This is a genomic window from Nannocystis exedens (assembly GCF_002343915.1).
GTDB lineage: Bacteria > Myxococcota_A > Polyangia > Nannocystales > Nannocystaceae > Nannocystis > Nannocystis exedens.
Genome location: NZ_NETK01000002.1, coordinates 220,455 through 245,332 on the forward strand (window position 1 = coordinate 220,455; position 24,878 = coordinate 245,332).

Annotated in this window: 15 protein-coding genes and 1 tRNA gene; 11 read left to right on the forward strand and 5 right to left on the reverse strand. The window is 75.0% G+C overall.

The window, feature by feature from the left end; translation table 11 throughout:
• The first annotated feature begins 26 nt into the window (after positions 1-26).
• From NAEX_RS44915 to NAEX_RS44955, 9 genes are all read left to right on the forward strand, one after another.
• Positions 27-3,191: a hypothetical protein gene (locus tag NAEX_RS44915; protein WP_143140192.1), complete on the forward strand. Its 3,165-nt coding sequence runs from the start codon at positions 27-29 to the stop codon at positions 3,189-3,191.
• A gap of 227 nt (positions 3,192-3,418) precedes the next feature.
• Positions 3,419-5,647: a sulfatase-like hydrolase/transferase gene (locus tag NAEX_RS44920; RefSeq protein ID WP_096334084.1), complete on the forward strand. Its 2,229-nt coding sequence runs from the start codon at positions 3,419-3,421 to the stop codon at positions 5,645-5,647.
• Between the two features lie 12 nt (positions 5,648-5,659).
• Complete coding sequence (locus tag NAEX_RS44925) at positions 5,660-6,655, forward strand: hypothetical protein (RefSeq protein WP_096334085.1); 996 nt, start codon at positions 5,660-5,662, stop codon at positions 6,653-6,655.
• Entirely contained in the window at positions 6,652-7,374 is a 723-nt protein-coding gene (locus NAEX_RS44930; RefSeq protein ID WP_096334086.1) for a 16S rRNA (uracil(1498)-N(3))-methyltransferase, read from the forward strand. Before NAEX_RS44925 ends, NAEX_RS44930 begins: the two co-directional genes overlap by 4 nt.
• 109 nt (positions 7,375-7,483) lie before the next feature.
• Positions 7,484-8,959, forward strand: coding sequence for an alkaline phosphatase family protein (locus NAEX_RS44935; RefSeq protein ID WP_096334087.1), 1,476 nt, complete (start codon positions 7,484-7,486; stop codon positions 8,957-8,959).
• A gap of 143 nt (positions 8,960-9,102) precedes the next feature.
• Positions 9,103-9,873, forward strand: coding sequence for a hypothetical protein (locus NAEX_RS44940; protein ID WP_143140191.1), 771 nt, complete (start codon positions 9,103-9,105; stop codon positions 9,871-9,873).
• Positions 9,874-10,186: 313 nt separating this feature from the next.
• Complete coding sequence (locus tag NAEX_RS44945) at positions 10,187-12,454, forward strand: heavy metal translocating P-type ATPase (RefSeq protein ID WP_245914007.1); 2,268 nt, start codon at positions 10,187-10,189, stop codon at positions 12,452-12,454.
• Between the two features lie 327 nt (positions 12,455-12,781).
• Positions 12,782-14,419, forward strand: a complete 1,638-nt coding sequence (locus tag NAEX_RS44950) for an acyl-CoA dehydrogenase family protein (RefSeq protein WP_096334089.1) — start codon at positions 12,782-12,784, stop codon at positions 14,417-14,419.
• 602 nt (positions 14,420-15,021) lie between these two features.
• Positions 15,022-18,507: a TonB-dependent receptor gene (locus tag NAEX_RS44955; RefSeq protein ID WP_096334090.1), complete on the forward strand. Its 3,486-nt coding sequence runs from the start codon at positions 15,022-15,024 to the stop codon at positions 18,505-18,507.
• A gap of 142 nt (positions 18,508-18,649) precedes the next feature.
• Here NAEX_RS44955 and NAEX_RS44960 read toward each other — a convergent pair whose 3' ends face one another.
• The 5 genes from NAEX_RS44960 to NAEX_RS54265 all read right to left on the reverse strand — a co-directional run bounded on the left by NAEX_RS44960 (position 18,650) and on the right by NAEX_RS54265 (position 22,558).
• Complete coding sequence (locus NAEX_RS44960; RefSeq protein ID WP_096334091.1) at positions 18,650-19,228, reverse strand: hypothetical protein; 579 nt, start codon at positions 19,226-19,228, stop codon at positions 18,650-18,652.
• 201 nt (positions 19,229-19,429) lie between these two features.
• Positions 19,430-20,899, reverse strand: coding sequence for a hypothetical protein (locus NAEX_RS44965; RefSeq protein ID WP_100792728.1), 1,470 nt, complete (start codon positions 20,897-20,899; stop codon positions 19,430-19,432).
• Positions 20,900-21,334: 435 nt separating this feature from the next.
• Positions 21,335-21,410, reverse strand: a tRNA-His gene (locus NAEX_RS44970).
• A 64-nt stretch (positions 21,411-21,474) separates the two neighbouring features.
• Positions 21,475-22,014, reverse strand: coding sequence for a DUF2058 family protein (locus NAEX_RS44975; RefSeq protein ID WP_096334093.1), 540 nt, complete (start codon positions 22,012-22,014; stop codon positions 21,475-21,477).
• 16 nt (positions 22,015-22,030) lie between these two features.
• Positions 22,031-22,558, reverse strand: a complete 528-nt coding sequence (locus NAEX_RS54265) for a PilZ domain-containing protein (protein ID WP_096334094.1) — start codon at positions 22,556-22,558, stop codon at positions 22,031-22,033.
• Between NAEX_RS54265 and NAEX_RS44985 the strand changes: the two genes are divergently transcribed.
• Positions 22,536-24,383, forward strand: coding sequence for a GNAT family N-acetyltransferase (locus tag NAEX_RS44985; protein ID WP_256253998.1), 1,848 nt, complete (start codon positions 22,536-22,538; stop codon positions 24,381-24,383). The two genes, NAEX_RS54265 and NAEX_RS44985, sit on opposite strands and share 23 nt — an antisense overlap.
• Positions 24,380-24,874 (forward strand): hypothetical protein, encoded by a 495-nt coding sequence (locus tag NAEX_RS44990; protein WP_143140190.1) that lies wholly within the window; start codon positions 24,380-24,382, stop codon positions 24,872-24,874. The genes NAEX_RS44985 and NAEX_RS44990 overlap by 4 nt, the downstream gene beginning before the upstream one ends.
• Positions 24,875-24,878: the final 4 nt, after the last annotated feature.

Here is a 24,878-nt window from a genome sequence, read left to right on the forward strand (position 1 = left end):
GGCGGAAAGCGCTGGTCGCCTGGACCATGTTCTTCGGGACAGGTGTGGTCGCGTGCCACACGCGCCTGCCGCGGCTGTCCGAGCAGGGCCGCCACGAGGAGGTGGTGGCGCGGGCCGGGCAGGCGCGGATCCTGCCGCGCGGCAAGGCGGCGCGGGCGTGGGCCCGCTCGCTGGTGGCGCTCGGGCGGACCGAGGAGGCGCGGGCGGTGCTGCTCCGCGACTTCCGCAAGCACGCGGAGCTGCCGTCGCTGGTGGCGCTGGCCGACCTCGAGGCGGCCGAGGGCCAGACCGGGCTGGCGGCGGCGCACTACGCCCGCGCGGCCAGCCTCGAGACCGATCCGCTGGCGGGGCGGCGCGACGTGTGCGAGCTGTTCCGCCGCCGCGCGGCCCGGTTCCTGGCCGAGGGCGAGGCGCTGGCGGCCGACCTCGACCTGCGGCGCGTGGCGATGATCTGCCCCAAGGGCAAGTCGAGCGCCGACGAGGTGCAGTGGCGCGCCGACCGGGCGCTGCACGAGGAAGTGGTCGCGGCGGCGAAGATCCAGGCGCGGGCCCAGCGGACCCTGGTCGGCTGCGAGGGCGAGCGCTGCCGACCGCAGTCGCTCGCGGCGCGCGCGCAGGCGCTGACGCAGGCGCTCGCGCAGGCGCGGGCAGCCGGACCGGCGGCGCTGCGCGAGGCGGCGGCCCGGCTGGCAGTGCAGCTCGAGCCGAGCGACGTCGCCGAGCTGTTGGCGGCGGAGCTGCGCGGCGAGCTGGGGCTCGATTTGGTCGACCTCGACGAGCTGCGCGGGTGGATCGGCGAGTCGGCGGCGGCGGACGTGGTCGCGGCCGCGGACGCCCGGGTGTCGCAGCTGGCGCGCGACTACGTGCGGCTGCGCCTGGCCCAGCTGGGGCCCGGCTACGAGCTGCCGGGGGACGACGCGGCGCGGTCGACGGCGAGCACGGTGATCCGCCTGCTGGACGCGGCCGACGACGACCCCGGGGCGGCGGCGATGAGCTGGCGGGTGTTCGTGCTGCTCGGAGATCTGCCCAGCGCCGAGATGGCGCTGACGGGCAGCCTCGGCGGGGGGACCTCGCCGGGGCGCGCGGCGGCGGTCGACGAGGATCTGGCGCGCGAGACGACCGGCGAGCGCGGCGGCGAGAGGGGCGCGAAGCGGGGCGGGGGCACGAAGATGTCCTCCGGGACAGGTGGCACGGCGGGCGCGGCCGGGGACGCGAAGAGGTCCGCCGGGACAGGCGGCGCGGCGGCTGCTGACGCCAGGCGGCCCGCGGAGGCGGGCGGCACGACGGGCGCGGACGGGAATGCGAAGCTGTCCGGAGGGACAGGTGGCGCGACGGTCCGAACGGACATGTCTTCCGGACCAGGTGCGACCGGGCCGGGCCAGCGGCTGGTGCCGCCGCCGGCGCTGTGGTCGGCGCGGGTGGCGGTCGACGCGTCGACGCTGCCGCGGCTGCTGCAGCTGGCCCGCCTGCGCGGGGCGGCCGGGCGGCGCGACCAGGCGGTGGCGATCGCGGCGTGGGGGCTGGCCGAGGGGCAGGCGCGCGGGGTGCCGGCGATCGCCGAGGAGGCGGCGGCCGAGGCCCGGCACGAGCTGGCGGCCGGCCGCCCGTGGGCGGCGCTGGCGCTGGCCACGGTGGTCCGCAGCGCGCCGACCGACGACGTCGTGCGCGCGGCAGGCTCGGCGCTCGTGCTCGAGCAGGCGGCCTGCGGCGAGCGCTGCGGCGACGCCGACGACCGCGCGGCGGTCTCGCAGCTGTTCGGAGAGACATGGCTCTTGGAGCAGGAGCGGCGTGCGATCGAGTCCGCCCACGCGCGGGCGCCGGCGAGCCCGCGCGGGGCGGCGTGTCCGCTGCTTGCCGAGTCGCTGGCCCCGGGCGCGAGCGGGCCGCTGGCGGCGACGCTGCGGCGGGCCCGGGCCGAGGGGCTCGGGGCGCCGGAGCTCGGGGAGGCGCTGCGCGGGGCGATCGAGGCCGATCTGACGCTCGACTGCGCGGGGCGAATCGCGGTGCCGCTGATGTACGCGGCCGACACCCGGGTGGCCGCCGAGGCGCTGGCCGACAGCCTCGCGCACGTGCCGCAGGAGGTCGCGGCCGGGCAGCTGGCGCTGCAGTCGGAGCTGGCGCTGGTGCTGGGCCGCCGCGATCACGCCGATCAGCTGGCCCAGGCCTCGGCGGCGGCCTCGGCCGATCCGCTCGCGGTGTGGCGGCGGGCGGCGCGGATGGCCGAGTGGATCGACGCCCGACACTACGAGCTGCTGGCGCTGCGCCAGTTGCTGCTGCACGGGGTCGACGGCCCCGAGGCCGACGCGGTGCGGCTGCGGTTGACGGTGCGGGCCGTGCGGGACGCCAACGACGCGTGGGCGCCGCGCCAGGCCGAGGCCGGCCGCGAGGCGCTGATCCGCGGGGTCGAGAGCTACCTGGCCGAGGTCCCGCCGGCGCGCCGCTGGCACGCCCGCGAGGCCCTGGCGTTCGCGCTGGCCGAGTACGCGTGGACCGACGAGCAGGCGGCCGCGCTCGTGCGCGCGGCGCTGTGGCCCGACCTCGCGGTGGTGCTCACGCACCCGGCCGGGTTCCGCCGGCTGGAGCGGGCGTTCGGCGGCGATGTCCCCGGGGTCACGGCGCCCGCCCTGGCGCCGGGACAGCTGGCGGCCGAACTTGCGCCGGTGACGCCGCTCGGCGATCCGCGGCTGACACGCGGGAAGGACATGTCCAAACGGGCAGGTCCCCAGGGACCTGGCGAGAAGAGCATGGCCAAAGGGGCAGGTTCAGCGGGACAGGGCGCGAAGGACATGGCCGGCGGTGGCCCCTCGGGACCCGGCGCGACGGGGGCCGACGGCGCGGGCCGGGGCTTGCCGGCGGAGGCCGAGGCGTTCTGCGCCGTCGACGCGATGCAGCCGGCCAGGCTGGCGGCCCTGCGCGGGCTGAGCGGGCCGGCGCGGGTGCGGGCGGCCGCGGCGCTGGCGACCACGGGCGACGCGGCGACCCGCAAGCAGGCGCTCCAGCAGCTGGTCGCCGGGCTCGCGCCCCAGCGCCGCGGGGCGGTGCTCGACGCGGTGATCGTCGGCCTCGCGGCGGCGCCGGGCCGCGAGGCGGCGCCGATGGTGGTGAGCGACGACGACCTGCTGGCGATCGTGTTCGGGCTGGTCCGCGACCCGGCCCGCCAGCCGCGCGAGATCAAGGGGCAGGACGGGTGACGGCGCCGCGCTCGCGCATGGGGTTCGGAGCGCGGCGCTCCTGCTCGCAGGAGGAGTCGACGGTGGAGGGCGCCGCGAGGCCGGGTCGTCGCTCGTCGCCCGGGGGCGAGGCCGTCGGCTCGGGAGGAACGGCCGAGGCGTCGCTGCGCACGACCCTCGATGTCCAGGGGGCGGGCGGCGCTGGGCTGCCCCGGCGAACATGGTGGAAGAGGCATGTCCTCGGGGGCATGTTTTTGCTGACATGCCTCTTCGGACCTGGCTGTGAGGCCATCAAGCCCGAGGCGGCCCCGGCGCCGGCGAGCGCGCCGCGGCCGGCCGCGCCGGCGCCGGTGGCCCGGATCGTCACGGCCGACCTGTGGCAGGACCTGATCGCGCAGCGGCCGGGGGCGCTGACGCTGGTCGACGGGCGGCTCGTGGTCGAGCTCGGGCGGGTGCAGGCGCGGGCCAACCTCGACCTCGGGACCGGGGCGGCGATCCGGCTCGGCGAGGAGTTCGGCGAGGAGCGGGGGGCGCTGGTGTTCGGCGCCGGCGGGACGCTGACGCTGCCGCTCGACGGCGAGCTGGCGCCGAAGCTGCACCCCGACAGCGACGGGCAGCCGGGGCTGGCGATGGCGGTGACGCTGCGGGCGATGGTGCCGGGGCAGGCGGTCACGGCGCTGTGGAACGAGCAGCCGCTGGCGCACCTGTCGATCGGGGAGGAGTGGGAGCGGCGCACGTTCTCGCTGCCGGCGGCGCTGGTGCGCGCGGGCGAGAACCGGCTGCGCCTGCACTTCTCGCGCCTGGGCCGCGGTGGGCAGCCGAGCGCGGCGATCGGCCGGGTCGAGGTCGGCCCGCGCGCGGCGATCGTGGCCGGACCGGCAACGCAGCCGGGCGGCTACCGCGTGCATGCGGGCGACGGCGACGAGGTCTCGCTCGACCTGGCTCAAGGGACATCTCTGGTGTTCTACGCCCTGGCGCCGCGGCGCGGGCGGCTGCGCGTCGAGGGCCGCGGGGAGGTGGCCGTGCTGGTCAGCACCGACGCCGAGCACCGCGAGGGCCGGCCGCCGGCGCTGCTGCTCGACGGGGCGCTCGGGCCGGCGGGCCGCGACCTCGACCTCTCGGGCTACGGCGGGCAGCCGCTGCGGATCGAGGTGCGCACGCCGGCGGGCGGGGAGGGGGCGACGCTGCGGGTGCTGCAGCTGGTCGCGGGCCGCTCGCGGCCGGTCGATCGCCGCGAACGCAAGCCGCGCGACCTGATCGTGGTGGCGGTCGAGGGCGCGCGCGCCGACGACCTGCTCGGGGTGCTGCTCGGCGGGCCGCGGTTCCCGGCGGTCGAGCGGCTGGCGGCCGAGTCGCTGGTGTTCGAGCGCGCCTACGCGGTGTCGCCGTGGGCGGTGCCGACCCACGCGGCGCTGCTGTCGTCGGTGCCGCCGCCGGGCCACGCGACGGTGCGCGGGACGTTCGTCGCCGACGGCCAGGTGCTGCTGCCGGAGCTGCTCGATCGGGCAGGTTATTACGGGGTCGCGGTCGCGGCCAACGCCGACTTCAACGCCGAGCGCGGGCTGGTCCAGGGCCTCGACCACGTCCGCAACTTGACCCAAGGGACAGGTGCGGGGAAGGACGCGCGATCGGTGGTGCGCGCGGCGCTCGAGGCGATCACGGGCCGACCGGCGCCGCGCTTCGTGTACGCCGACGTGACCGATCCGCAGGCGCCCTACGATCCGCCGCGCGAGCACGTCGGCGGGCCGCCGCCGCCCGACGCGCCGCTGCCGCACCTGACGCACCTGTGGCTCGGACGGGTGCGCGCGGGCCGGGTGGTGGCCGAGCCGGCCCAGCGCGACTACGTGCGTCGGCTGTACCGCGGGGAGCTGCAGGTGGTCGACGCGGCGCTCGCCGACCTGCTGGCGGCGCTGGAGGAGCAGGGCGGGCTCGACGAGGCGGCGCTGGTCTTGGTCGGGCTGCACGGCGAGGAGTTCTTCGAGCACGGCGGGGCGCTGCACGGCTTCTCGCTGCACGAGGAGAGCCTGCGGGTGCCGCTCGTCATCCGCGCGCCGGCCCTGCTGGCCCCGGGGCGGGTGACGGCGCCGGTCGATCTGCTCGACCTGGCGCCGACGCTGGCCGACCTGCTGGGCCTGCCGTTCCCGCCGCAGTGGCAGGGCGACAGCCTGGTGCCGCTCATCGACGACCCGCAGCCGCCGCCCCGGCTGGTGACGGCCTACCTCGGGGACGGCGCCCGCGCGGCGGTCCTCGGCGACTACAAGCTCATCGTCGGCAGCGGCCGCGACGCGCAGCGCCTCTACGACCTGGCGGCCGATCCCGGGGAGACCCGCGACCTCGAGGACGACGGCGGGATCGCCCTTCGCCTGACCCGCACCGCCCTGGCGTGGGAGATGGCGGCCGAAGGGCGGTGGAAGCGGAGCCGCTGGGGGACCGGCGCGGACCTCCAGCCGGCCTTTGCGCTCGACCACGGGATGTAGTAATCGCCGCGCATGGCATCCGGCCCCGCCCTCCTCGAGTCGATCCCCAAACTCGTCGCCGCTCGTGACGCCGCGGCGCTCGTCGCCCTGCAGGACCACGACGACAAACAGGTCCGCAAGGCCGCGCGCAAGGCGATCCACACGCTGCGCAGCAAGGGCGTGACCATCCCCGAGACCGACGCCCCGCGCGGCTGGTCCGCCGGCGACCTCAAGGACCTCCGCGGCGACCTCGCGGCCGTGGCCGTCATCGACACCGAGAGCACGCCGGGCCTGACCCGGGTGATGATCAGCGCCCCGCAGGAAGAGCGCAGCTACCTGTGGGTGGCGGCGATCAGCGGCCGCGACCAGATCGTCGACTTCGCGACCTACGTGCAGACCGACGGCCAGCGCGCGCGGATGATCCGCGACTGGGACCGCGGCAGCGACCGCCGCGTGCCCGCCGATTGGGCGCGCGCCCGCATCCGCTGGGCCCGCGAGCAGACGCTGTCGTCCGGCTTCGCCGTGCCGCGCCAGCTCGACGACATGCTGGTCCACCTCGGCGAGGCGCCGGCGAGCCGCCCGACCAGCTTCCTCGACGGCGTGCTGCCCCCCGTCGACTTCGCGCCCGACAAGGACAACGTCATCATGGTCCTCGCCAACGCGCGCGTGAACGTGTGGCCGCCGGTGATCGACGTCGAGCCGATGATGCGCCGCGTCAACGAGAAGCACCCCGAGCTCAACGAGCAGAGCCCCGAGGACGCCCGCTACGACGCGCTGCTCGCGGGCGCCCGCGGCGACGAGACGCTGCGCGCCGACCTCAAGGCCCAGGTCGCCAACCTGCTCGAGGACAGCGCGGTCACGCTGTGGCTGTCCGGCAACGACGTCGAGGCGGCCAAGGTCCGCGTGCTGGCGGCGGAGATCCGCGCCGCCGCCGAGCCCGAGGCGCTGCCGTGGATCGGCCGCCTGCTCGGGTTCCAGATCGCCAGCACCTTCGCCTACCTGTCCCGCCAGCAGCAGCTCGGGCAGTGAATTTGATCCTGCTGCGCCCGGACGAGCTCGCGGCGGCCGAGGCGGGCTCGCATCGGGCTGTCCTTGCGGACAGGCGACTGCAGCACCTGCGCGAGGTCCTGCGCGCGCGCGCCGGCGACGAGGTCGGCGTCGGCGTCGAGGGCGGGGCGATCGGTCGCGCCACCGTCGTCGCCCTCGACGCCCACGCGGCCGAACTGCAGGTGCGCCTGTCCGAGCCGCCGCCGCCGGCCCTCGACGTCACGCTGGCGCTGGCGCTCCCGCGGCCGCCGACGCTGCGCAAGGTGCTGCAGCAGGCGACCGCGCTCGGGGTCAAGCGCTTCGCGCTGTTCCGGGCCGAGCGGGTCGAACGCAGCTACTTCTCGAGCCACGGGCTGCACGCGACGGCGATCGCGGAGGACCTCCGCCTCGGGCTCGAGCAGGCCCGCGACACGATCGTGCCGACGGTCGAGATCCACCCGGAGCACTTCGGCCGGTTCGTCCGCGAGCGCCTGCCGGCGCTGAGCGAAGGTCGCTCGCTGCTGGTGGCCCACCCCGGCGCGCCGACGCCGTGCCCGCGCGCGCCGATCGGCCCGGCGACGCTGATGGTGGGCCCCGAAGGCGGGTTCATCCCGGCCGAGGTGGCCGCGCTGGCCCAGGTGGCGCAGGCGATCGACCTCGGGCCGCGGATCTTGCGGGTCGAGACGGCGGTGGTGGCGCTGCTGGCCCGCCTGTCGCCGTGAGCCCGTCCGTCGTGTCGAGGTGCGCTGCTCGAGCGCGACGCCCTCGCTCGGCGAGCGCAGCCGCGTCGGCCTCGACACGCGCCGGGCGCCGGTCTAGCGTGCCGGGCGGGTGACCGCTCTCCGCACAAGCCCCGGGGCGCGCTGGCTGCTCGGCGCGGCCGCGCTGGCGACCCTGGCGCTCGGCGCCAACCCGGCGCGCAAGGCGTTCGTGCGCGCGCTCGTCGGGCGCGACGGACAGGTCCCGATGGACATGTTCCTCGGGACATCCTCGGGGCCCGGCCTGGCACCCGCGGCGCGCGTGCGGGTGGTGCTGCTCGACGGCCTCGGGGCGGCGGCCGCGAGCGAGCTGCCGGCGCTGTCGGCGGTGTGCGCGGCGGGGCAGGAGCTGCGGATCGACGTCGGCTTCCCGACGGTCTCGCTGCCGGTGCAGGCGGCGCTGTGGACCGGAAGGACGCAGCAGCAGTCGGGCCTGCAGTACCGCGCGACCCAGCTCGAGGCGCCGCCGGCCGGCGCGACCCCGGCGCAGGTGCCGGACAGCGTCGCGCTGGCCGAGTCACACCCCGAGATCGTGCGCTCGTTCGGGTTCGCGAGCGCGCGCCCCGATCCGTCGCGCGACCCCGGGGACCCGGAGGCGTGGCGCGCCGAGTTCCCCGAGCACGCGGTCGCGGCGGTCGCGTCCGCGTCGCGGCTCGTGCACGTACACGTGCTGCGCGTCGACGAGGCCGGCCACGCCGCGGGCGCGGCCTCGCCGGCCTACGCCGAGGCGGTCCGCGGCGCCGACGAATTGCTCGCTCGCCTGCGCGCGGCGGGGCCGGCCGACGCGCTGTGGATCGTGCTCGCGGACCACGGGCACCGCCCCGCGGGCGGACACGGGGGCGAGGAGCCGGAGATCCGGATCGTCCGTGGCTGCGTCGCCGGGCCAGGGATCGCGCCGTCGCCGACGATCGCGACGATCCACCTCGTCGACCTCGCGCGGGCCCTCGCGGACGCCTTGGGGGCCGAGCTCCCCAGCGACGCCCGCGGGCGACCGTGGACGGACGCGCTCGCCGATCCGGCCCCGGGCGCGACCCTGCCGCGTCCGGGAGCATTGCGCCTGGCCGTCGCGGGTCTGCTGGCGGCGCTCGGGCTCGCGTGGGGTGTGCGATCGGACAGGTCGTGCGCGTGGTGGCGACGCGTGCCCTGGGCGTTGCTGCTGGCGCTCGTGGGCCTCGCAGTGATGCACGGGTGGCCGTCGCTCTCGGACCCCCCGGTGTTCGCGCCGCGCGGCCTCCAGCTGTGGCTCGCGTGCCTGCCCGCGGCCGCGCTGGCGCTGGGGCTCGGGCTCGCCGGGCAGGCGCCGCAGGCCCAGCTCGCGCCGGCGCTCGGGCTCCTGGCCGCCGCGCTGGTGCTGTGCCGGGCGCCGGAGGTGTGGCTGCTCCCGGGCCTCGGCCTCGGCGAGCCCGGCCCGCCGCTCATGCCGCGCTGGAGCGCCACCGTCAGCGTGCTGTTCGTGGTGGTCCGCAGCCTCGCCGAGGGCGTGGCGCTGGCGTGGCTCCTGCGGCCGCTGCTGAGGCGGGCGCGCTCGCGGATGCGGGCTGGTGCATGACTCGGCCTGTGTGGCCAGCAGGGCCGTGTTTTGGGCCCCCGTCGCCGCAAGTGCGCCGGCGCGATCGTGCTTGACGCTCCTGGCGCGGTTTGGGATTGCTTCTGTGGCGGGCGACAGGCGTCGCGCGCGGAGGTACGACGGCGATGCTTATCGATCGTGGCTTGCGAGGGGTGCTGTTCGGCGGGCTTCTCGTTGCGACCGCCGGCTGCGGCGACGACGACAACCAGACCAGCGGGTTCTCCGGCTTCGTCACCAACGTGACGGGAGCGACGAATCCGAACACCACGCCCGGCACGACGCCCGGCACCACGCCGGGCACCAGCGAGACCACCAACGACCCGTCGGGTGACCCCGGGACGAGCACGGAGCCGGTCGACCCGAGCACCGGCGTCGAACCGACCTCGACCAGCGCGCCGCCGACGTCCACCTCCGAGCCGCCGCAGACGGCGACGTCGGAGCCGAACACGACCGACGAGACGACCTCGAGCTCGTCGTCGAGCTCGAGCTCGAGCTCGTCATCGAGCTCGACCACCGACGACACCAGCTCGTCGTCGAGCTCGAGCACGACGATGATGATGACGACCGACCCGCCGCCGACGAAAGATCCGCAGCCGGCCACGGGCCTCTACTCGAACTGCTTCCCGAGCGAGATGTGCCCCGGCCTCAACGGCGGCGGTTGCCTCAGCCTGCAGGACGCCGACATGGTCGCATTCGACGGCTTCTGCACGATCCTCTGCCAGAGCGAGGCGCAGTGCCAGCCGAAGCCGAACAGCCCGGCGATCACGCGCTGCCTCGACATCGACGCGATGCAGAAGGCGTGCTTCCTCGAGTGCGTGACCGACGCCGACTGCCCGACCGGCATGGCGTGCGAGCTGGTGGCGCTGCCCAACGGCGACGGCAGCTACTGCTGGTGAGCGTCGGACAGCCTGTCCGCCGGGGCGGCTTCACGCGCCGATCGATCGGAGTTGCGGGGCGCGCCGGCGCAGTCCCACCGCGAGGTGATGGGAGCTCTGCGAGGCGCGGGCGCGGTCTCACGCGCACGCCGATGGGCGCTCCGCGCCGCGTCGGCGCGCCTGGGCGAGGTGATCGAGCTCCGCGACGGGCCAGCCGCGTGGCGGGGAGGGCAGCCGCCGGCGGGCGGAGCGGGCGGGTGAGGCCGCGCGGTGACATGACTCAAAAGCCAGGTTACCGGCCTGCGCCGCGCCGCTCGGCTATGCTCCGGCCCGCGTGAACGCCCCCGTCAGCGCCGCCGCCGCGACCGAGTCGATCGACCTCGCGCTGACCGGGATGCGCTGTGCCAACTGCGCGGGGACGATCGAGCGCGCGCTGGCGCGGGTGCCCGGGGTCGCGGCGGCGCAGGTCAACTTCGCCAGCGAGACCGCCTCGGTCGCGCTCACGAAGGCGGACCCGGCGACCCGCGGGGCGCTGGTCGCGGCGATCGAGGGCGCGGGCTTCGGGGTGATCGTCGGCGCCGACGCGACCGACCTGTCCGCAGAGACAGCCGCGCGGGCCGCTGAACTTCGGGCCAGCTGGCACCGCTTCCTCGTCGGCGCGGCGTGTACGGCCCCGCTGATGGCGGTCAGCATGGCGCGCGACTTCGGGGCGGTCGGCGACCGGCCGTGGCTGCCGTGGGCGATGCTGGCGCTGACGCTGCCGGTGCTGGCGTACACCGGCGGGCCGCACTTCCGTGGGGCCGCGCGGGCGCTGCGGGCCGGCCGGGCCAACATGGACGTGCTGGTCGCGCTCGGGGCCGGGGTGGCGTTCGCGGCCAGCGTGCCGGTGGTGCTCGCGCCCGCGGCCGGCCACCACCTGTACTTCGAGACAGCCGCGGCGATCGTCGCCCTGGTCGCGCTCGGCCGCCTGCTCGAGGCGCGCGCCCGCGGCCGCGCCGGCGAGGCGCTGCGCTCGCTGCTGGCCCTGCGGCCGCGGAGGGCTCGGGTGGTCCGCGACGACGTCGAGGTCGAGCTGCCGGCCGAGGCGGTCAAGGTCCGCGACGTCGTGGTGGTGCGCCCCGGCGAGGCGATCCCCGTCGACGGCCGCGTGATCGCGGGCGAGTCGGCGGTCGACGAGAGCGTGCTGACCGGCGAGAGCCTGCCGGTGGCCAAGGGCGTCGGCGACACGGTGGCCGGCGGGACGCTCAACGGGCCCGGGCTGCTGCGGCTGACGGCGACCCGCGTCGGCGCGGCCACGGCGCTGTCGCAGATCGTCCGCCTGGTGCGCGCGGCCCAGGCCAGCAAGGCGCCGGTGCAGGCGCTGGTCGACCGGATCGCGGCGGTGTTCGTGCCGGTCGTGGTCGGGCTGGCGATCCTGACCTTCGGGACATGGCTCATGGTTTCATCGCACGGGGCCGCCCACGCGCTGATGCGGGCGGTCGCGGTGCTGGTGATCGCGTGCCCGTGCGCGCTCGGGCTGGCGACGCCGACGGCGCTGGTGGTCGCCACCGGGGCGGCCGCGCGCCGCGGGCTGCTGTTCAAGCACAGCGCGGCGCTCGAAACGATGCGGGCGGTCCGCGTGGTGGTGTTCGACAAGACCGGGACGCTGACGCTCGGTCGCCCGGAGCTGCAGGCGATCGCGCCGGCGCCCGGGGTCGCCGAGGACGAGCTGCTGGCGCTCGCGGCCGCGGCGGAGCAGGGCAGCGAGCACCCGCTCGGCCGGGCGATCGTGGCGGCGGCGCGGGCCCGCGGGGCGCAACTGCCGGCGCCGGCCGGGGTGCGCGCGATCGGGGGGCGCGGCCTGCGAGCGCTGGTCGAGGGCGCGGAGGTGTGGATCGGGACGCAGGCCTGGCTCGAGTCGCAGGGCGTGGCGGTCGATGTGTCTGTCTCTTCGGACATGTCTGAAATGCCTGGCGACCGGGCGGGTCACACGCGGGTCCACGTGGCGCGCGACGGGCGGTACCTCGGGTCGATCGCGCTGGCCGACGCGCCGCGGCCGGAGGCGCGGGAGGTGGTGGCGGCGCTGCGCGGGCAGGGGCTGCGGGTGGCGCTGTTGACGGGCGACCGACGGGCGACGGGGCAGGCGATCGCGGCCGCGGTCGGCATCGACGCGGCGGACGTGTACGCGGAGGTGCTGCCGGCCGACAAGGCGGCGACCGTGGCGGCGCTGCAACGCATGGGGCCGGTGGCGATGGTGGGCGACGGGGTCAACGACGCGCCGGCGCTGGTGCAGGCGGACGTCGGCGTGGCGATCGGCAGCGGGACCGACGTCGCGGTCGACGCCGCCGACGTGACGCTGCTGCGCAGCGACCTGCGCGGGCTGCTCGACGCGCTCACCATCGGCAGGGCGACGGTCCGCACGATCCGCCGCAACCTGTTCTGGGCCTCGGCCTACAACCTCGTGCTGATCCCGATCGCGGCCGGCGCGCTGTACCCGCTGAGCAGCCTGCCGGGTTGGTTACGCGCGCTCGATCCGGCGCTCGCGGCCGGGGCGATGGCGCTGTCGAGCGTGACCGTGGTGCTGAGCAGCCTGGCGCTGCGCCGGGTCGCGGCGAACCGCTGACGTCGTGGCCCCCACGCTGCCGGGCGAAGGCGCGAGCCGCCGTGCATCGTCGCGCCGGGCTCCGCGCAGGTCGACGCCAAGGGCGCGGTCGAGTGCGCAGCAGGGCGGCATCGAGCGCGGCTGCCGAGTTCGTCGGGGCAGGCGGCCGCGGGGGCGCAGCGTGCTGCGGCGAGCGCGGGCGGCCGAGCTCGCACGGACAGCCCGCGGGGGCGCGGAACCCTGCGCGACCGCGGGGAACGAGGCTTCGGCGTGCCCGAGGAGGCTCGCAGCGTGCGGCTCCGGTGGCGACCGATTCGGTGCGGGGGCGAATCGTGCTACGGATCGCGCATGTTCTTCCAGGAGCCGCCGGGCCGCCCCGATCTGTACGCCAGCGACGAACCCTTGCACGCGCTGCTGCGCCAGCGCCTCCCGCCCGAGCTGCTGCAGGAGATCCGGCCGCAGTACGAGGCGATCGGTCGCGCGACCACCGGCGAGCTGTGGGACTGGATGATCCGCGCCGAGGCCGAGCCGCCGGTGCACGTGCCGTACGATCCGTGGGGCCGCCGAGTCGACGAGATCCGGACCTCGCCCGCGTGGGAGGAGCTGCGCAAGTTCTCGGCCCGCCACGGCCTGATCGCCACCGGCTACGACGAGCGCCTCGGCGAGCACCGGCGCGTGGCGCAAGCTGTCCTTCTGTACCTGTTCTCGGGGACATCCGCGACCTACTCGTGCCCGCTGGCGATGACCGACGCGGCCACGCGGGTGCTGCTCGACCTGGCGCCCGGGGACCTGCGCGACCGCCTGGTCGCCGGGCTGACCGCGCGCGACCCGGACAAGTTCATCACCTCGGGTCAGTGGATGACCGAAAGGACAGGCGGCTCGGACGTCGGCAACAGCGAGACGATCGCCCGGCCGTCGCGGGTGGTCGGCGACGAGCGGCGCTACACGCTGCACGGGGTCAAGTGGTTCACGTCGGCGACGACGTCGGAGATGGCGCTGACGCTGGCGCGCATCGACGACGGCGGGACCACGCCGGGCTCGCGCGGGCTGTCGCTGTTCTGCGTCGAGATCGCGCGCGAGCCGGGGCGCGGGTGGAACGGCATCCAGGTCAACCGGCTCAAGGACAAGCTCGGCACCAAGGCGGTGCCGACGGCCGAGCTGACGCTCGACGGGGTCGAGGCGACGCTGATCGGCGAGCCCGGCCGCGGGGTGGCCAACATCTCGGGGATGCTCAACGTGACGCGGCTGCACAACGCGATCGCGTCGGCGTCGGGGATCCGCCGCGCCTGCGCGCTGGCCCGCGACTACGCGACGCGCCGCTCGGCGTTCGGGGCCCGCCTCATCGACCTGCCGCTGCACCAGACCACGCTCGACGACATGGACGCCGAGGCGGCTGCCGTGCTCGCGCTGGTGCTCGAGGCCGCGGCCCTGCTCGGCCGCAGCGAGGCCGGCACGGCCACCGAGGCCGAGCGCCGGCGCCTGCGCGCCCTGATCCCGATCGCCAAGCTGACGACCGCGAAGCAGGCGGTGGCGATCGCGTCCGAAGCGCTCGAGTGCTTCGGCGGCGCCGGCTACGTCGAGGACACCGGCATGCCGCGCCTGCTCCGCGACGCGCAGGTGCTCCCGATCTGGGAGGGCACCACCAACGTGCTGTCGCTCGACGTGCTGCGCGCCGAGGCCCGCGAGGGCGCGTTCACGGCCCTGGTCCAGGACCTGGCCGCCCGCGCCGAGCGCTCGTACGCCAACGTGTCCGCCGGCGACCTGGCGACCCTGCGCGCCGGGGTCCGCAGCCTGATCGGCCAGGTCAAGGCGAACATGGCCCGCGGCGAGGCTGCCATGCAGGCCGGCGCCCGCAAGATCGCCCTGGCCACCGGCTACCTCACCGAGGCGCTGCTGCTCGCCGAGGCCGCCGACGCCGAGCCGGTCGCCGGCGAACGCCTGGCTCGCTTCGTCGCCCACCGCCTGCGCGGGCCGTTCGAGGGCTGAACGGCGGAGCTCGGCGCCGACCTGGCCTCTGGGCCAGGTCGGTGCTCTCGCCGGGCGGAGCGCCTCCGCCCGGCGGGGTGGCCCGAGGTTCGGCGTGGCCTTCGGGACAGGTCGGGCGAGGTCGCCCGTGACCGCTCGAGCGCGGGGGGGCGCTAATTTTTTATGGCAGCTGGATGTGACCTGGCTTTGGCGGCAGGTCGGGTTCGGAGCTCGCTTGCGGGGCGGCTGGCCGTGACCTGGCTTTGGTGGCATGTCTGGATCGGACCCTGCGGGGCAAGATGCCTGACCGGCTCTCGGTCGGGTCGGCGCGCCCGATCTCGGCGGCGTCGAGCAACGGCCTGGTCTTCGGGGCAGGTCGCCGGGCTCACGACGAGGCGTCGACGCGTCGCGCCGCACCGGCGTTCCGAGCCCCGGCAGCCTGGCCTTCCGAACAGGTCGCCGACCTCCGAAGCTGCGGGGCGCGGCGCCGGCTCGCTTCCTCACGTCGGGCGGGTGAAACTCGGCGCCCGGGCGGACGCGTCTGCAGAGGGCGCCCTGTTCGCTGCAGAGCGGTCCGATCGGGGAGCGGATCGCGGGGCCGCGACTTCGCCTACGATCGAGTCATGCCGACCCGTGTCCGTCACCGACCTCGCTGCGCCGCGCTGGTGGCGGCGGCGCTCGTCGGTGCACCGGTGCTCGCGACCCTGGCGCCGCAGACGGCGCGGGCGCTCGAGAACGCGGGCTTGAACGGGGCGGTGAAGGACAAGCAGACGGGCGAGCCGCTGGCGGGCGTCCTCGTGATCGCGCAGTGCAACTGCTTGCAGGGGCCGCGCGAGACGCAGACCAACGCCGACGGCATCTACGCCTTCCGCGACCTGCCGCCGGGCATCTACACGGTGCAGGTGCTGTACCGCGAGAACGACCTCAACCGGATCGTCGAGCTGGTGCCGGGGGCGAAGGTGCGGATCGACTTCCAGCTCGCGCCGGACCAGCGGTGGGTCGAGACGATCGTGGTCGATGCGGCGCCGATCCGGACCGACGGCGCCAACGTCACCAAGGTCGACGTCGAGCGGATGCGCAAGATTCCGCTCGGCGGCACCAACCGCGACTACACCGCCGTCGTCGACATCGCCCCGACCGCGGGCAGGGACGCCGGCGGGATCCGGATCGGCAGCGCCACCAGTGCCGAGAGCAAGTACGTCGTCGACAGCCAGAACACGACCAGCCCGGCGTTCGGCACCGTGGGCGCGAGCATCGTCCAGGAGTTCGTCGACGAGGTCGAGGTCGTCGAGGGGGTGTTCGACGCCGAGAACGGCGGGGCCAGCGGCGGCCTGGTGCGCGCGCGCCGGATCGGCGGCACCAACAAGTGGCGCGGGCAGGCGCTGTTCCGCTTCACGCCGCGGATCGCCCCGCCGCGCTTCATCGACGCCACGGACGAGTCGCTGCGCGTGGCCGAGATCTACAACTACGAGATGCAGGGCGTGGTCACGCTGGCCGGCCCGATCGTGCGCGACAAGCTGTTCTTCGCCGTCGGCGTCGCCCCGAGCGGCAGCAACAACTCGCTGGTGCAGTCGTTCTACCGCCGGCGCGACAAGGACCTCTCGGGCGGCTACGAGACCTGCCCGTACGCCAACGGGGTCAACGACTGCGCGGCCAACGGCAACTACATCGACACCGTCAAGTTCGCCGAGCAGAAGTTCCGCACCGGCCGCTTCGACCTCGGCTGGACCGCGAGCCTCGACTGGCAGATAAGCCCGCGCCACCGCCTGCGGCTGTCGGGCGGCGGGGGGCCGAACTTCCGCCGGCGCAGCTTCCGGCAGCCGCCCGGGACCGAGCCCAACGCGTTCGGCACCAACCCGAACGCGACGCTCGGCGGCGCCTCGCGGGTCGCCTCGGGCGTGGTCAACGACAGCTTCGGCGTCGACTACGGCAACGGCACCGGCGTCGGCCTCGAGTACGAGGGGCGGGCGCTGAACGACAAGCTCGAGCTCGACGGCTACCTCTACTACACCCGCCTGCGCAGCCAGCAGGCGTGGAAGCTCGACCACGAGGGGATGCGCCAGATCCCGCTGACGCAGGAGCGCGACACCCAGGGCCGCAACCTGTACGACCTGCTCGACCGCGACGACGCGACCCGGCTGGTGCAGGGCGTCGGCGAGGCGTGCAACGACTCGAACCTGCCGGGCCTGACGTGCCCGACGCGGGTGTGGCTGTCGGGCGGCATCGGCTCGTACTCGGGCACGCAGCAGGACCGGATCGGCGGCGGGTTCGCGCTGACGCACTTCTTCTCGGGCAAGCGCGCGGGGGCCCACCAGTTCAAGTACGGGCTCGAGATCGACGGCTCGCAGATCCGCCAGCGCTCGGCCTACTCCGGCGGCAACGACCCCGACTTCTACGCCAACTGTCCCAAGGGGCAGGTCGGCGGCGGCGAGTACTGCTTCGACCCGGCGAGCGGCGAGTACACCATCAACACGGCCAACCGGGTCAACAACAACCGCGTGATCGTGGTCCAGTCGGACAACCCCGACCAGCGGCAGACGCTCGGGTTCGGCCGCGTGCGCTACGAGCAGGACGACCTGCGGGCGATCGCCACGCCGCTCGGCGCGGGCGTGCGGGTGCCGGCCTACGCGTCGTCGCTGTCGAGCCAGAACTACGCGTTCTTCGTCCAGGACAAGTGGTCGATCCTGTCGAACCTCTACGTCTCGGGGGGCGTGCGCTGGGAGATCCAGGAGCTGCGCGACATCTTCGGCCGGCGCGGCCTGCTCATCGCCGACAACGTCGCCCCGCGGGCGAGCCTCGTGTACGACTGGACCGACGAGGGCAAGAGCCGGCTGTACGTCAGCTACGGGTGGTTCTACGCCCAGGTCCCGGCGATCCTCGGCAACCGGATCTTCGGCGGGCTCGTCAACGTCAACCGCACCTACCGCCACTCCGACTGCGAGGCGCCGGTGACGATCGGGGGCGTGACGCACGACCGGCTCGACGGCGCCGCGCCGACGGAGTGGTGCACCGACGGCGGCCAGAACACCAGCGGCCTGACCTTCGGCGCGGTCGTACCTGACCTCAAGGGCATGTACGTGCAGCGCTTCAACGCCGGCTACGAGCACGAGGTGATCGAGGACCTGCTGGTCGGGGTGCGCTGGCAGCACGACGGGCTCGGGCGGGCGATCGAGGACGTGTCGACCAACGGGGGCCTCAACTTCCTGCTGGCCAACCCGGGCGAGTCGGTGTCGCGGGCCGACATCGCGCGCCAGGAGGAGCGCTGCACCGAGCTGCAGGCCGCGGTCGACGCCACCGACGCCGACGACCCGCAGCGGCAGAACGCGATCCGCGAGCTGAACCGCTGCGACTTCCTCGCCTCGTCGTTCCGCCAGGTCGGCGGCCTGTTCTCGCGCCCGATCCGCAACTACGACGCGTGGGTGTTCCAGATCACCAAGCGGTTCGCCAAGAACTGGGTGTTCCAGGGCAGCTACATCTACAGCCGGCTGATCGGCAACTACGACGGGTTCGTCGACCGCAACACCGGCGCGATCAACATCGGCGCGAGCACGACCTACGACATCCCCGAGCTGGTCCGCAACAGCTACGGGCCGCTGTGGGACAACCGGCCGCACCAGCTCAAGCTCGACGGCTACTACACGTTCGATCTCCGCCGCGGCGGCCGGCTCACGCTCGGGGTCAACTTCCGCTACCAGTCGGGCTCGCCGATCAGCGTCTACGCCGACAACAACCGCTACGCCGGGCAGTCGCTGGTGTACATGCTGCCGCGCGGGGCCGGCGGGCGGCTCGAGCCCAACTACTTCGCCAACCTCGGGATCTCCTACGCCTACCCGCTGCCCGGCGAGCTCGAGCTCGAGGTGGTGGCGCGCCTCGTCAACCTCACCAACTCGAAGGCGGTGCTGCGGGTCGACGAGACCTACTCGTTCTCGCAGAGCCGGGCGATCGCCGGCGGCGACCTCGACGACCTCAAGCACGCCAAGGTCCAGACCGCCAACGCGCCGACGGCCTACTTCCAGCGCACGGTCGTGCCGGCGCAGGGCAACTTCGGCGTGCAGACCCAGTTCCAGCAGCCGATCGGGGCCCAGTTCGAGGTCCGGCTGCGGTTCTGAGGCCGCCGGGCATGCCCCGCTGGACATGCGCGATCGGGCATGCCCGTCCAGACATGCCCGTGCGGTCAGGTTCGAACGGACATGCGCGATCCGTCAGGCCGCTGGGGGACCCGACGAGCTGCCCGCGAGGACAGGCGACTGCTCAGAAGCGGATCTCGAAGCCCGGCGTGATCGTCCCGAACGGGGTGCGCCCGGCCGCCGGCAGGAATTTGGCCTGCTGGCCCTTCTTCCACTTCTGGTACTTGCTGAAGCGGGCCGCGCCGACGCCGAGCAGCGGGGCGCCGACGGCGAGGCCGATGATGCCCATGGTCAGCAGCACGCCGCCGACGATGTTGCCGCCGGTCTCGACGACGCCGGTCTCGTCGTCGACCTTCTTGCCGGCGGCGACGACGAACGCGCCGTAGCCGATGAGCGGCAGGGCGTAGGCGCCGGTCAGCACGGCGCCGGTGATCAGCATGCCGAGGCCCTTCTTCGGCGGCGGGCCGGGGGGCGGCGCGGCGACGGGCGCGGGCGCGGGACCTTCGGCGGCGGGGCCCTCGGCGGGCGGCGCTGCTTCGGCCGCCTCGGCGGCCGGGGCTTCCTCGCCCTCGACGGGCTGGAGCGCGATGGCGCTGCGGAGCCGGAACGGAGAGGCCTGGACGTCGGCGACGGGGGCGAGGGCGACGGCGCCGATCAGGAGGGTCGACAGGACGGGGTGAGCGGAGCGGAACGGGACGTTCATGCAGCTTCCTAATGCGAGAGGACTCGACGTTGTGGCCTGACGAACGCAAATCCCCGCCGGGTATTCACGACCCACGGGCAGGCTATCGTCGGGTCTTCACACGCGCCGCGCCGCGCCGTTTCGCGCGTGGGGGGAGGCCGCAGCGACAGGGCGAGCGCGCGCATGTCCGACGGGCATGCTCCCTAGAGCATGTTCGAAGCGCTAGGTCGCTTCGGACATGCCCCGAAGGACAGCCGCGAGCGCGGCGGCGTCGAGCGCTTCGAGGCGGCCGCCGAGCTCGACCTGCACGCCGCCCGGCCACACGCGGGTGCGGTGCTCGGGGAACGGCGCGAGGGCCTGCAAGAACGCCTCGGGCAGGCGCTCGAGCCGGCGGGCGTCGCCGCGGGCGCGGTGGCCGGCGACGAGCGGGTGCGGCTCGTCGCCGGCGCGGCCGGGGACGAGCTCGACGTCGGGCGCGCCGCGGCCGAGCACGCCCGCCTGCAGGACGACGTGCCAGCCGCCGCGGTCCTGGCGGGCGCGCAGGTCGACGGCGACGCGCGCGACCTCGCCGCGCAGGGCGATCACGGCGCCGCGCTGCTGCTCGAGCACGGTCGGCGCCGGCAGCCCGAGCAGGCCCGCGGCCTCGCCGACGATCGCCTCGAGCGGGCGCGGCGGGGCGAGGACCTGCGGGGCCGGGGCCGGCGCGCCGACGAGGGTGTCGAACGCGAGCAGCAGCCCGGCGCCGGTCATCAGCACCAGCTGCGGGGTCGACAAACCGAGGCCGGCGCACAGGAGGATCACGAGGCAGAGGCCGCGCACGTGATCCCGGCGCGACAGCAGCGAGGTGGCGGTCAGCGCGAACACGACGAACAGCGCCAGCATGCCGCCGACGATCCGCCAGCCCGGGAGGTAGCCGGGGTAGGGCAGCTCGAAGCCGAGGAGCGAGCGCGCGAGCTGACCGACGGCGGCCTCGAGCTCGCCGAAGCGCTGGGTATAGCCGCGGTGCAGGGTGAAGCAGGCGACCGCCGACAGCGCGAGCGCGGCGCCGTGGAGGCCGCGCTCGGCCCGGGGCCGCATCACCGCCACGCCGAGCAGCGCCGCGACGCCGGTGCTGACGAGGATCGGCGCGGCGCCGTCGGTCCCGACGGGCATGCCCGAAAGGACAGACTTGCCCCCGAGCGCGCAGCGGACCGCGAGCGGGACGAGCAGGGCGACGGCGCCCCAGCGCAGCGCGAGCGGCTGGAGGTGCGACCACAGGGCCGCGAGCCCGAGCGGGGCGGACAGCAGCAGGCTGGCCGTTCCGACCTGTCCCAAGAGACCGATGGCCGCGTCGGGGGGGCGCGACAGGTGCTCGGCGAGCAGCAGCGTGGCGCCGCCGACGGCCGGGAGCGCGGGGATCAGGCGCGAGCGCCCGAGCTTGGGGTCGGCGGCCCAGCCGAGCACCACCGCGACGCAGGCCGCGGCGCACAGCACCGCGAGGAAGTGGTGGAGCAGCAACTCGCCGTGGTAGGCGAGGCCGAGCAGCGAGCCCCCGAGGCGCACGAGGAGCGCGGCGACCACCACCGCGGGCAGGCCGAGGGCGATGCACACGAGCGGCGGCCGGTGGCGCTGCCACGCGACCACGCCGGCGCCGATCGCCAGCGCGGCGGCGGCGAGCAGGTAGATCGTCGGGCCCTCGCGAGCGGCGCGCATGACGGCGGCGTCGCTCGACAGCGACAGCTCGAGCGTGGCGACGAGCTGAAGGATGCCGGCAAAGGCTGCAGCCGCAGCGAGGGGGTGAGTCTTTGGCGTGCGACCTGTCACGCGACTCTGTGCGGCGTCATGAGGGCGAGACGCGCGGCGAATTGCCGTGCGTGGAACCCGTGCAGGGTAGCATGCCGGCCGGCCCGCACGGGCCGCGGCGAGGGCCCGCGCGAGCGAGCGAGCACGCACGCCGGGCTCGACCGGCGGGCGCGGCGGACTCCACGGGACCGCCGGCGCCACGCGGGCGGCCGCGCCGGCGGAAGCGGAGGCCGGCGCGCACGGCCTGCGGGCTGCGTCAGGGGGGGCGGCCAGGCTCCGGCGGGCCCCGAAAGCTCGGGCGCCCCACGAGCCGGAGGCTGTGGGGCGCTGAACTTGCTGTTTGGAGGGCGATTAATGGGATTCGAACCCATGACCTCTCGGACCACAACCGAGCGCTCTAACCAGCTGAGCTATAATCGCCGTGTTTCTGTGGTTTCCCCCGGGCGACCGGGGAGGCGGTGTGTATCACAGGCCGGTGGGGTTGGCTAGCCCGATTGCGTCGGTTTTGCGCCGCGGTCCTCGCGAGGGGGTGGGGGCGGCGCGAGCTGCCCGGCCGCGGGGTGGTCCTTGCAGACGCGGAGCCACAGCGGCACCACCTCGGCCAGGTCCTCGGCCAGGGCGCGCGGGACGACGCAGTGGGCCAGCCCGTGGTGGCTCATGTACGCGACGATCGCGGCCCGGCCCGCGGCGATCTCCGCGTGCAGCTCGGGCTCCAGGGTGAGGCGGCCGAGCGAGCCCTTGTCGGTCGGGAAGTGGAACGCCTCGGCGCGCTCGCTCGGCAGGCCGCCGACCGGGTCGAGGCGGGTGCGGTCGACGACGCGGCGGACGGTGTCGTAGATCTCGCTCTTGCCGGCCTTCTTGAGGGCGGCGACGTCGAGCCCCGACTTGGGCCTGGCCGGGGCGGCCGGCGCGGGCTTGGCGGCGGGTTTGGCGGCCGGCTTGCCGGCCTTCTTGCGCTCGGCGGCGGCGACTTGCTCCGGGGTGACGAGGCCGGCGGCGGCGAGCTTGGCCTTGAGGTCGAGCATGGCGGCGATCTATAGCTCAGGCGGCGCTGCTCAGCACCGCTTGCAGCAGCATCGCTTCGAGCTCGGTGAGGCCGACGAAGCGCAAGCCGAGGCCAGGGAAGCGGCCCTCGCGGGTGCCGCCGACGCGCACGACCTCGGCGTCGAGCACGAGCGGGTTCCTGGCCTCGCCGCGGTGCATCGTCAGGCGCACGGGCGTGCCGACGGCGACGGTGCGCGGCGTGGTGACGAAGGCGCCGCCGGCCGAGAGGTCCAGGGTTTGTCCGCGCACCGGACCCTCGGGCGTGCTCACCAGCGAGTCGATGCGGACACGCACGCGCGGGAAGGCACGGCGCTCGCGACGAACGGTCAGATCTCCCATGGCCCTTCCCCCGGCAAGCGACGGCGCCGACCACCGGCGTGTCTTCCTTCTTGTGAACCAATTCGCGGGGCGCGCCAGAGACAGTGACGCCGCGCGTGTGTCCGGTCGCACCCATGGGCCGGCTTGACCGTCCGCGCGGGAGAGGTCCATCCTTGCCGCCGCTTTGAAGGTCCACCTCATTGGCATCGGCGGCACCGGTATGGGCGCGTTCGCAGGGCTTTTGCAGGAAGCCGGGCACGACGTCCGCGGCTCCGACACCCAGTTGTTCCCGCCGATGTCGACCCAGCTCGAGGCGGCCAAGATCCCCGTTTTCGAGGGGTTCCGGGCCGAGAACCTCGACTGGGGGCCGGACTTCGTGGTCGTCGGCAACGTGTGCGGCCGCGAACACGTCGAGGTCGTCGGCGCCCAGGCGCGCGGGCTCGCGCTCGAGAGCTTCCCGTCGCTGCTCGAGAAGGTGGTGCTGCCCGAGCGGCGCGCGTTGGTGGTCGCCGGCACGCACGGCAAGACGACCACGTCGTCGCTGCTGACGTGGATGCTGCAGGTCGCGGGGCAGCAGCCGAGCGCGCTGGTCGGCGGCGTGCCGATCAACCTCGGCCGCGGCTACCTGTTCGGCCGCGGGCCCGCGATCGTGCTCGAGGGCGACGAGTACGACACCGCGTTCTTCGACAAGGGCTCGAAGTTCTTCCACTACCGCCCGTTCCGCGCGATCGTCACGAGCGTCGAGTTCGACCACGCCGACATCTTCGCCGACCTCGACGCGGTCAAGGCGGCGTTCGTCCGCTTCGTCGAGCTCATCCCGCCCGAGGGCGACCTGGTGGTCTGCGCCGACGATGCCGGGGCGATGGAGGTGTCCCGCGCGGCCCGCTGCAAGGTCACCACCTACCGGGTGCTGGGCGACGGCGACGACCCGCGCTCCGCCGACTACACCTGCCGCGTCGAGGCCAAGCGCGGCCGCGGGATGATGGTGTTCGAGGTGTTCGAGCGCGGCTCCAGCCTCGGCGAGTTCCAGACCACGCTGGTCGGCACCTACAACCTCGGCAACGTCCTCGCGGCGCTGGCCGTGGCCCGCCAGGAAGGCGCGTCGGTGCCGGCGCTGCACGACGCGGTCCGCCGGTTCCTCGGCGTCAAGCGGCGCCAGGAGCTGCTCGGCATCGCCAGCGGGATCCGCGTCGTCACCGACTTCGCCCACCACCCGACGGCGGTGCGCCTCACCACCACCGCGATCCGCCGCCGCTTCCCCAACGGCCGCCTGTTCGTGTGCTTCGAGCCGCGCTCGGCGTCGTCGCGGCGAGCCGTGTTCAGCGACGGTTACGCCGAGAGCTTCGCGGCCGCGTCGCGCGTGCTCGTCGGCCCGCTGTTCCGGCCGGAGAAGATCCCGCCGGACCAGCGCCTCGACCCGCAGGCGCTGGCGAAGGCGATCAACGCCCACGGCGTCGAGGCGACCGCCCACGCCGACGTCGACGACCTCGCGCAGGGCGTGCTCGCCGAGGCCGCGCCGGGCGACACGATCCTGCTGCTCACCTCGGGCTCGTTCGGCGGGCTCGGCGACAAGATCCTCAAGGCGCTCGGCGACGCGGTGATGTTCGCGACCCCGGAGGATCTGTCGGCCGTGCACGCGCTGTGCACCTCGTACGGGCTGGCGCCGACGAGCCCCGGCGACACCACCGAGACGCTGATCATCCGCGAGCCGGAGGGCGCGGTGGTCGGCTGCGTGTCGCTGCGCATGGTCGGCGCGCAGGCGCTGCTGTTCAACCTGGCGATCGACCGCGAGCGCCGCGGCGAGGGCCTCGGCTGGATGCTGGCCGACGGGATCCTCCGGCGCGCGCGCATGCTCGGGGTCCAGCAGGTCTACCTCGTCACCACCGACGCGACCGACTTCTTCGCCGGCAAGCTCGGCGCGACGCCGGCCTCGGTCGAGGAGATCGACCCGCAGATCCGCCGTGACCCCAACTTCGTGCTCGGCGAGCGCGCCGTGTGCATGAAGATCGATCCGAGCTACAAGCGGGGATGATGACGACCGCGCTGTTCGCCGCGTTCGCCGCGGTCGCGCTGGCGGCCGGCGTGGTCGCGGTGTGGCGCGCGCCGGCGTGGGCGCCGATGGTGCTGGCGCTGGCGCTCGCCGGGGTGATGCTGCTGTACGAGGCGACCGGGCTGGCGCTGGTCACGGTCGCGGCGGTGGGCGCGGCCGCGCTGGTGATGAGGGTGGTGCGCAGCCCGGCGCGCGCCGGCGCCCCCGAGGGCGGCGCGCCGCCGCCGGCGAGGCTCGGTGCGCGGCGGATCGCGGCGGTGACGGGCGCGGTGGCGGGCCTCGTGTTCGTGCTGGTCGGTACGTGGGCGCGCCAGTTCCTGTGGACGGGCCGCGAGCTGGCGCCGGGCTCCGGGTGGGGCAAGCTGCCGGGGCTGGGGGCCGCCCTCGCGGGCGCGCCGGGGCTGCTCGGCGTCGGGCTCGTGATCGTTGTGGCGGCAGCCGCGTGCGCCGGGCCGCCGCGGCATCGGATATAAGACC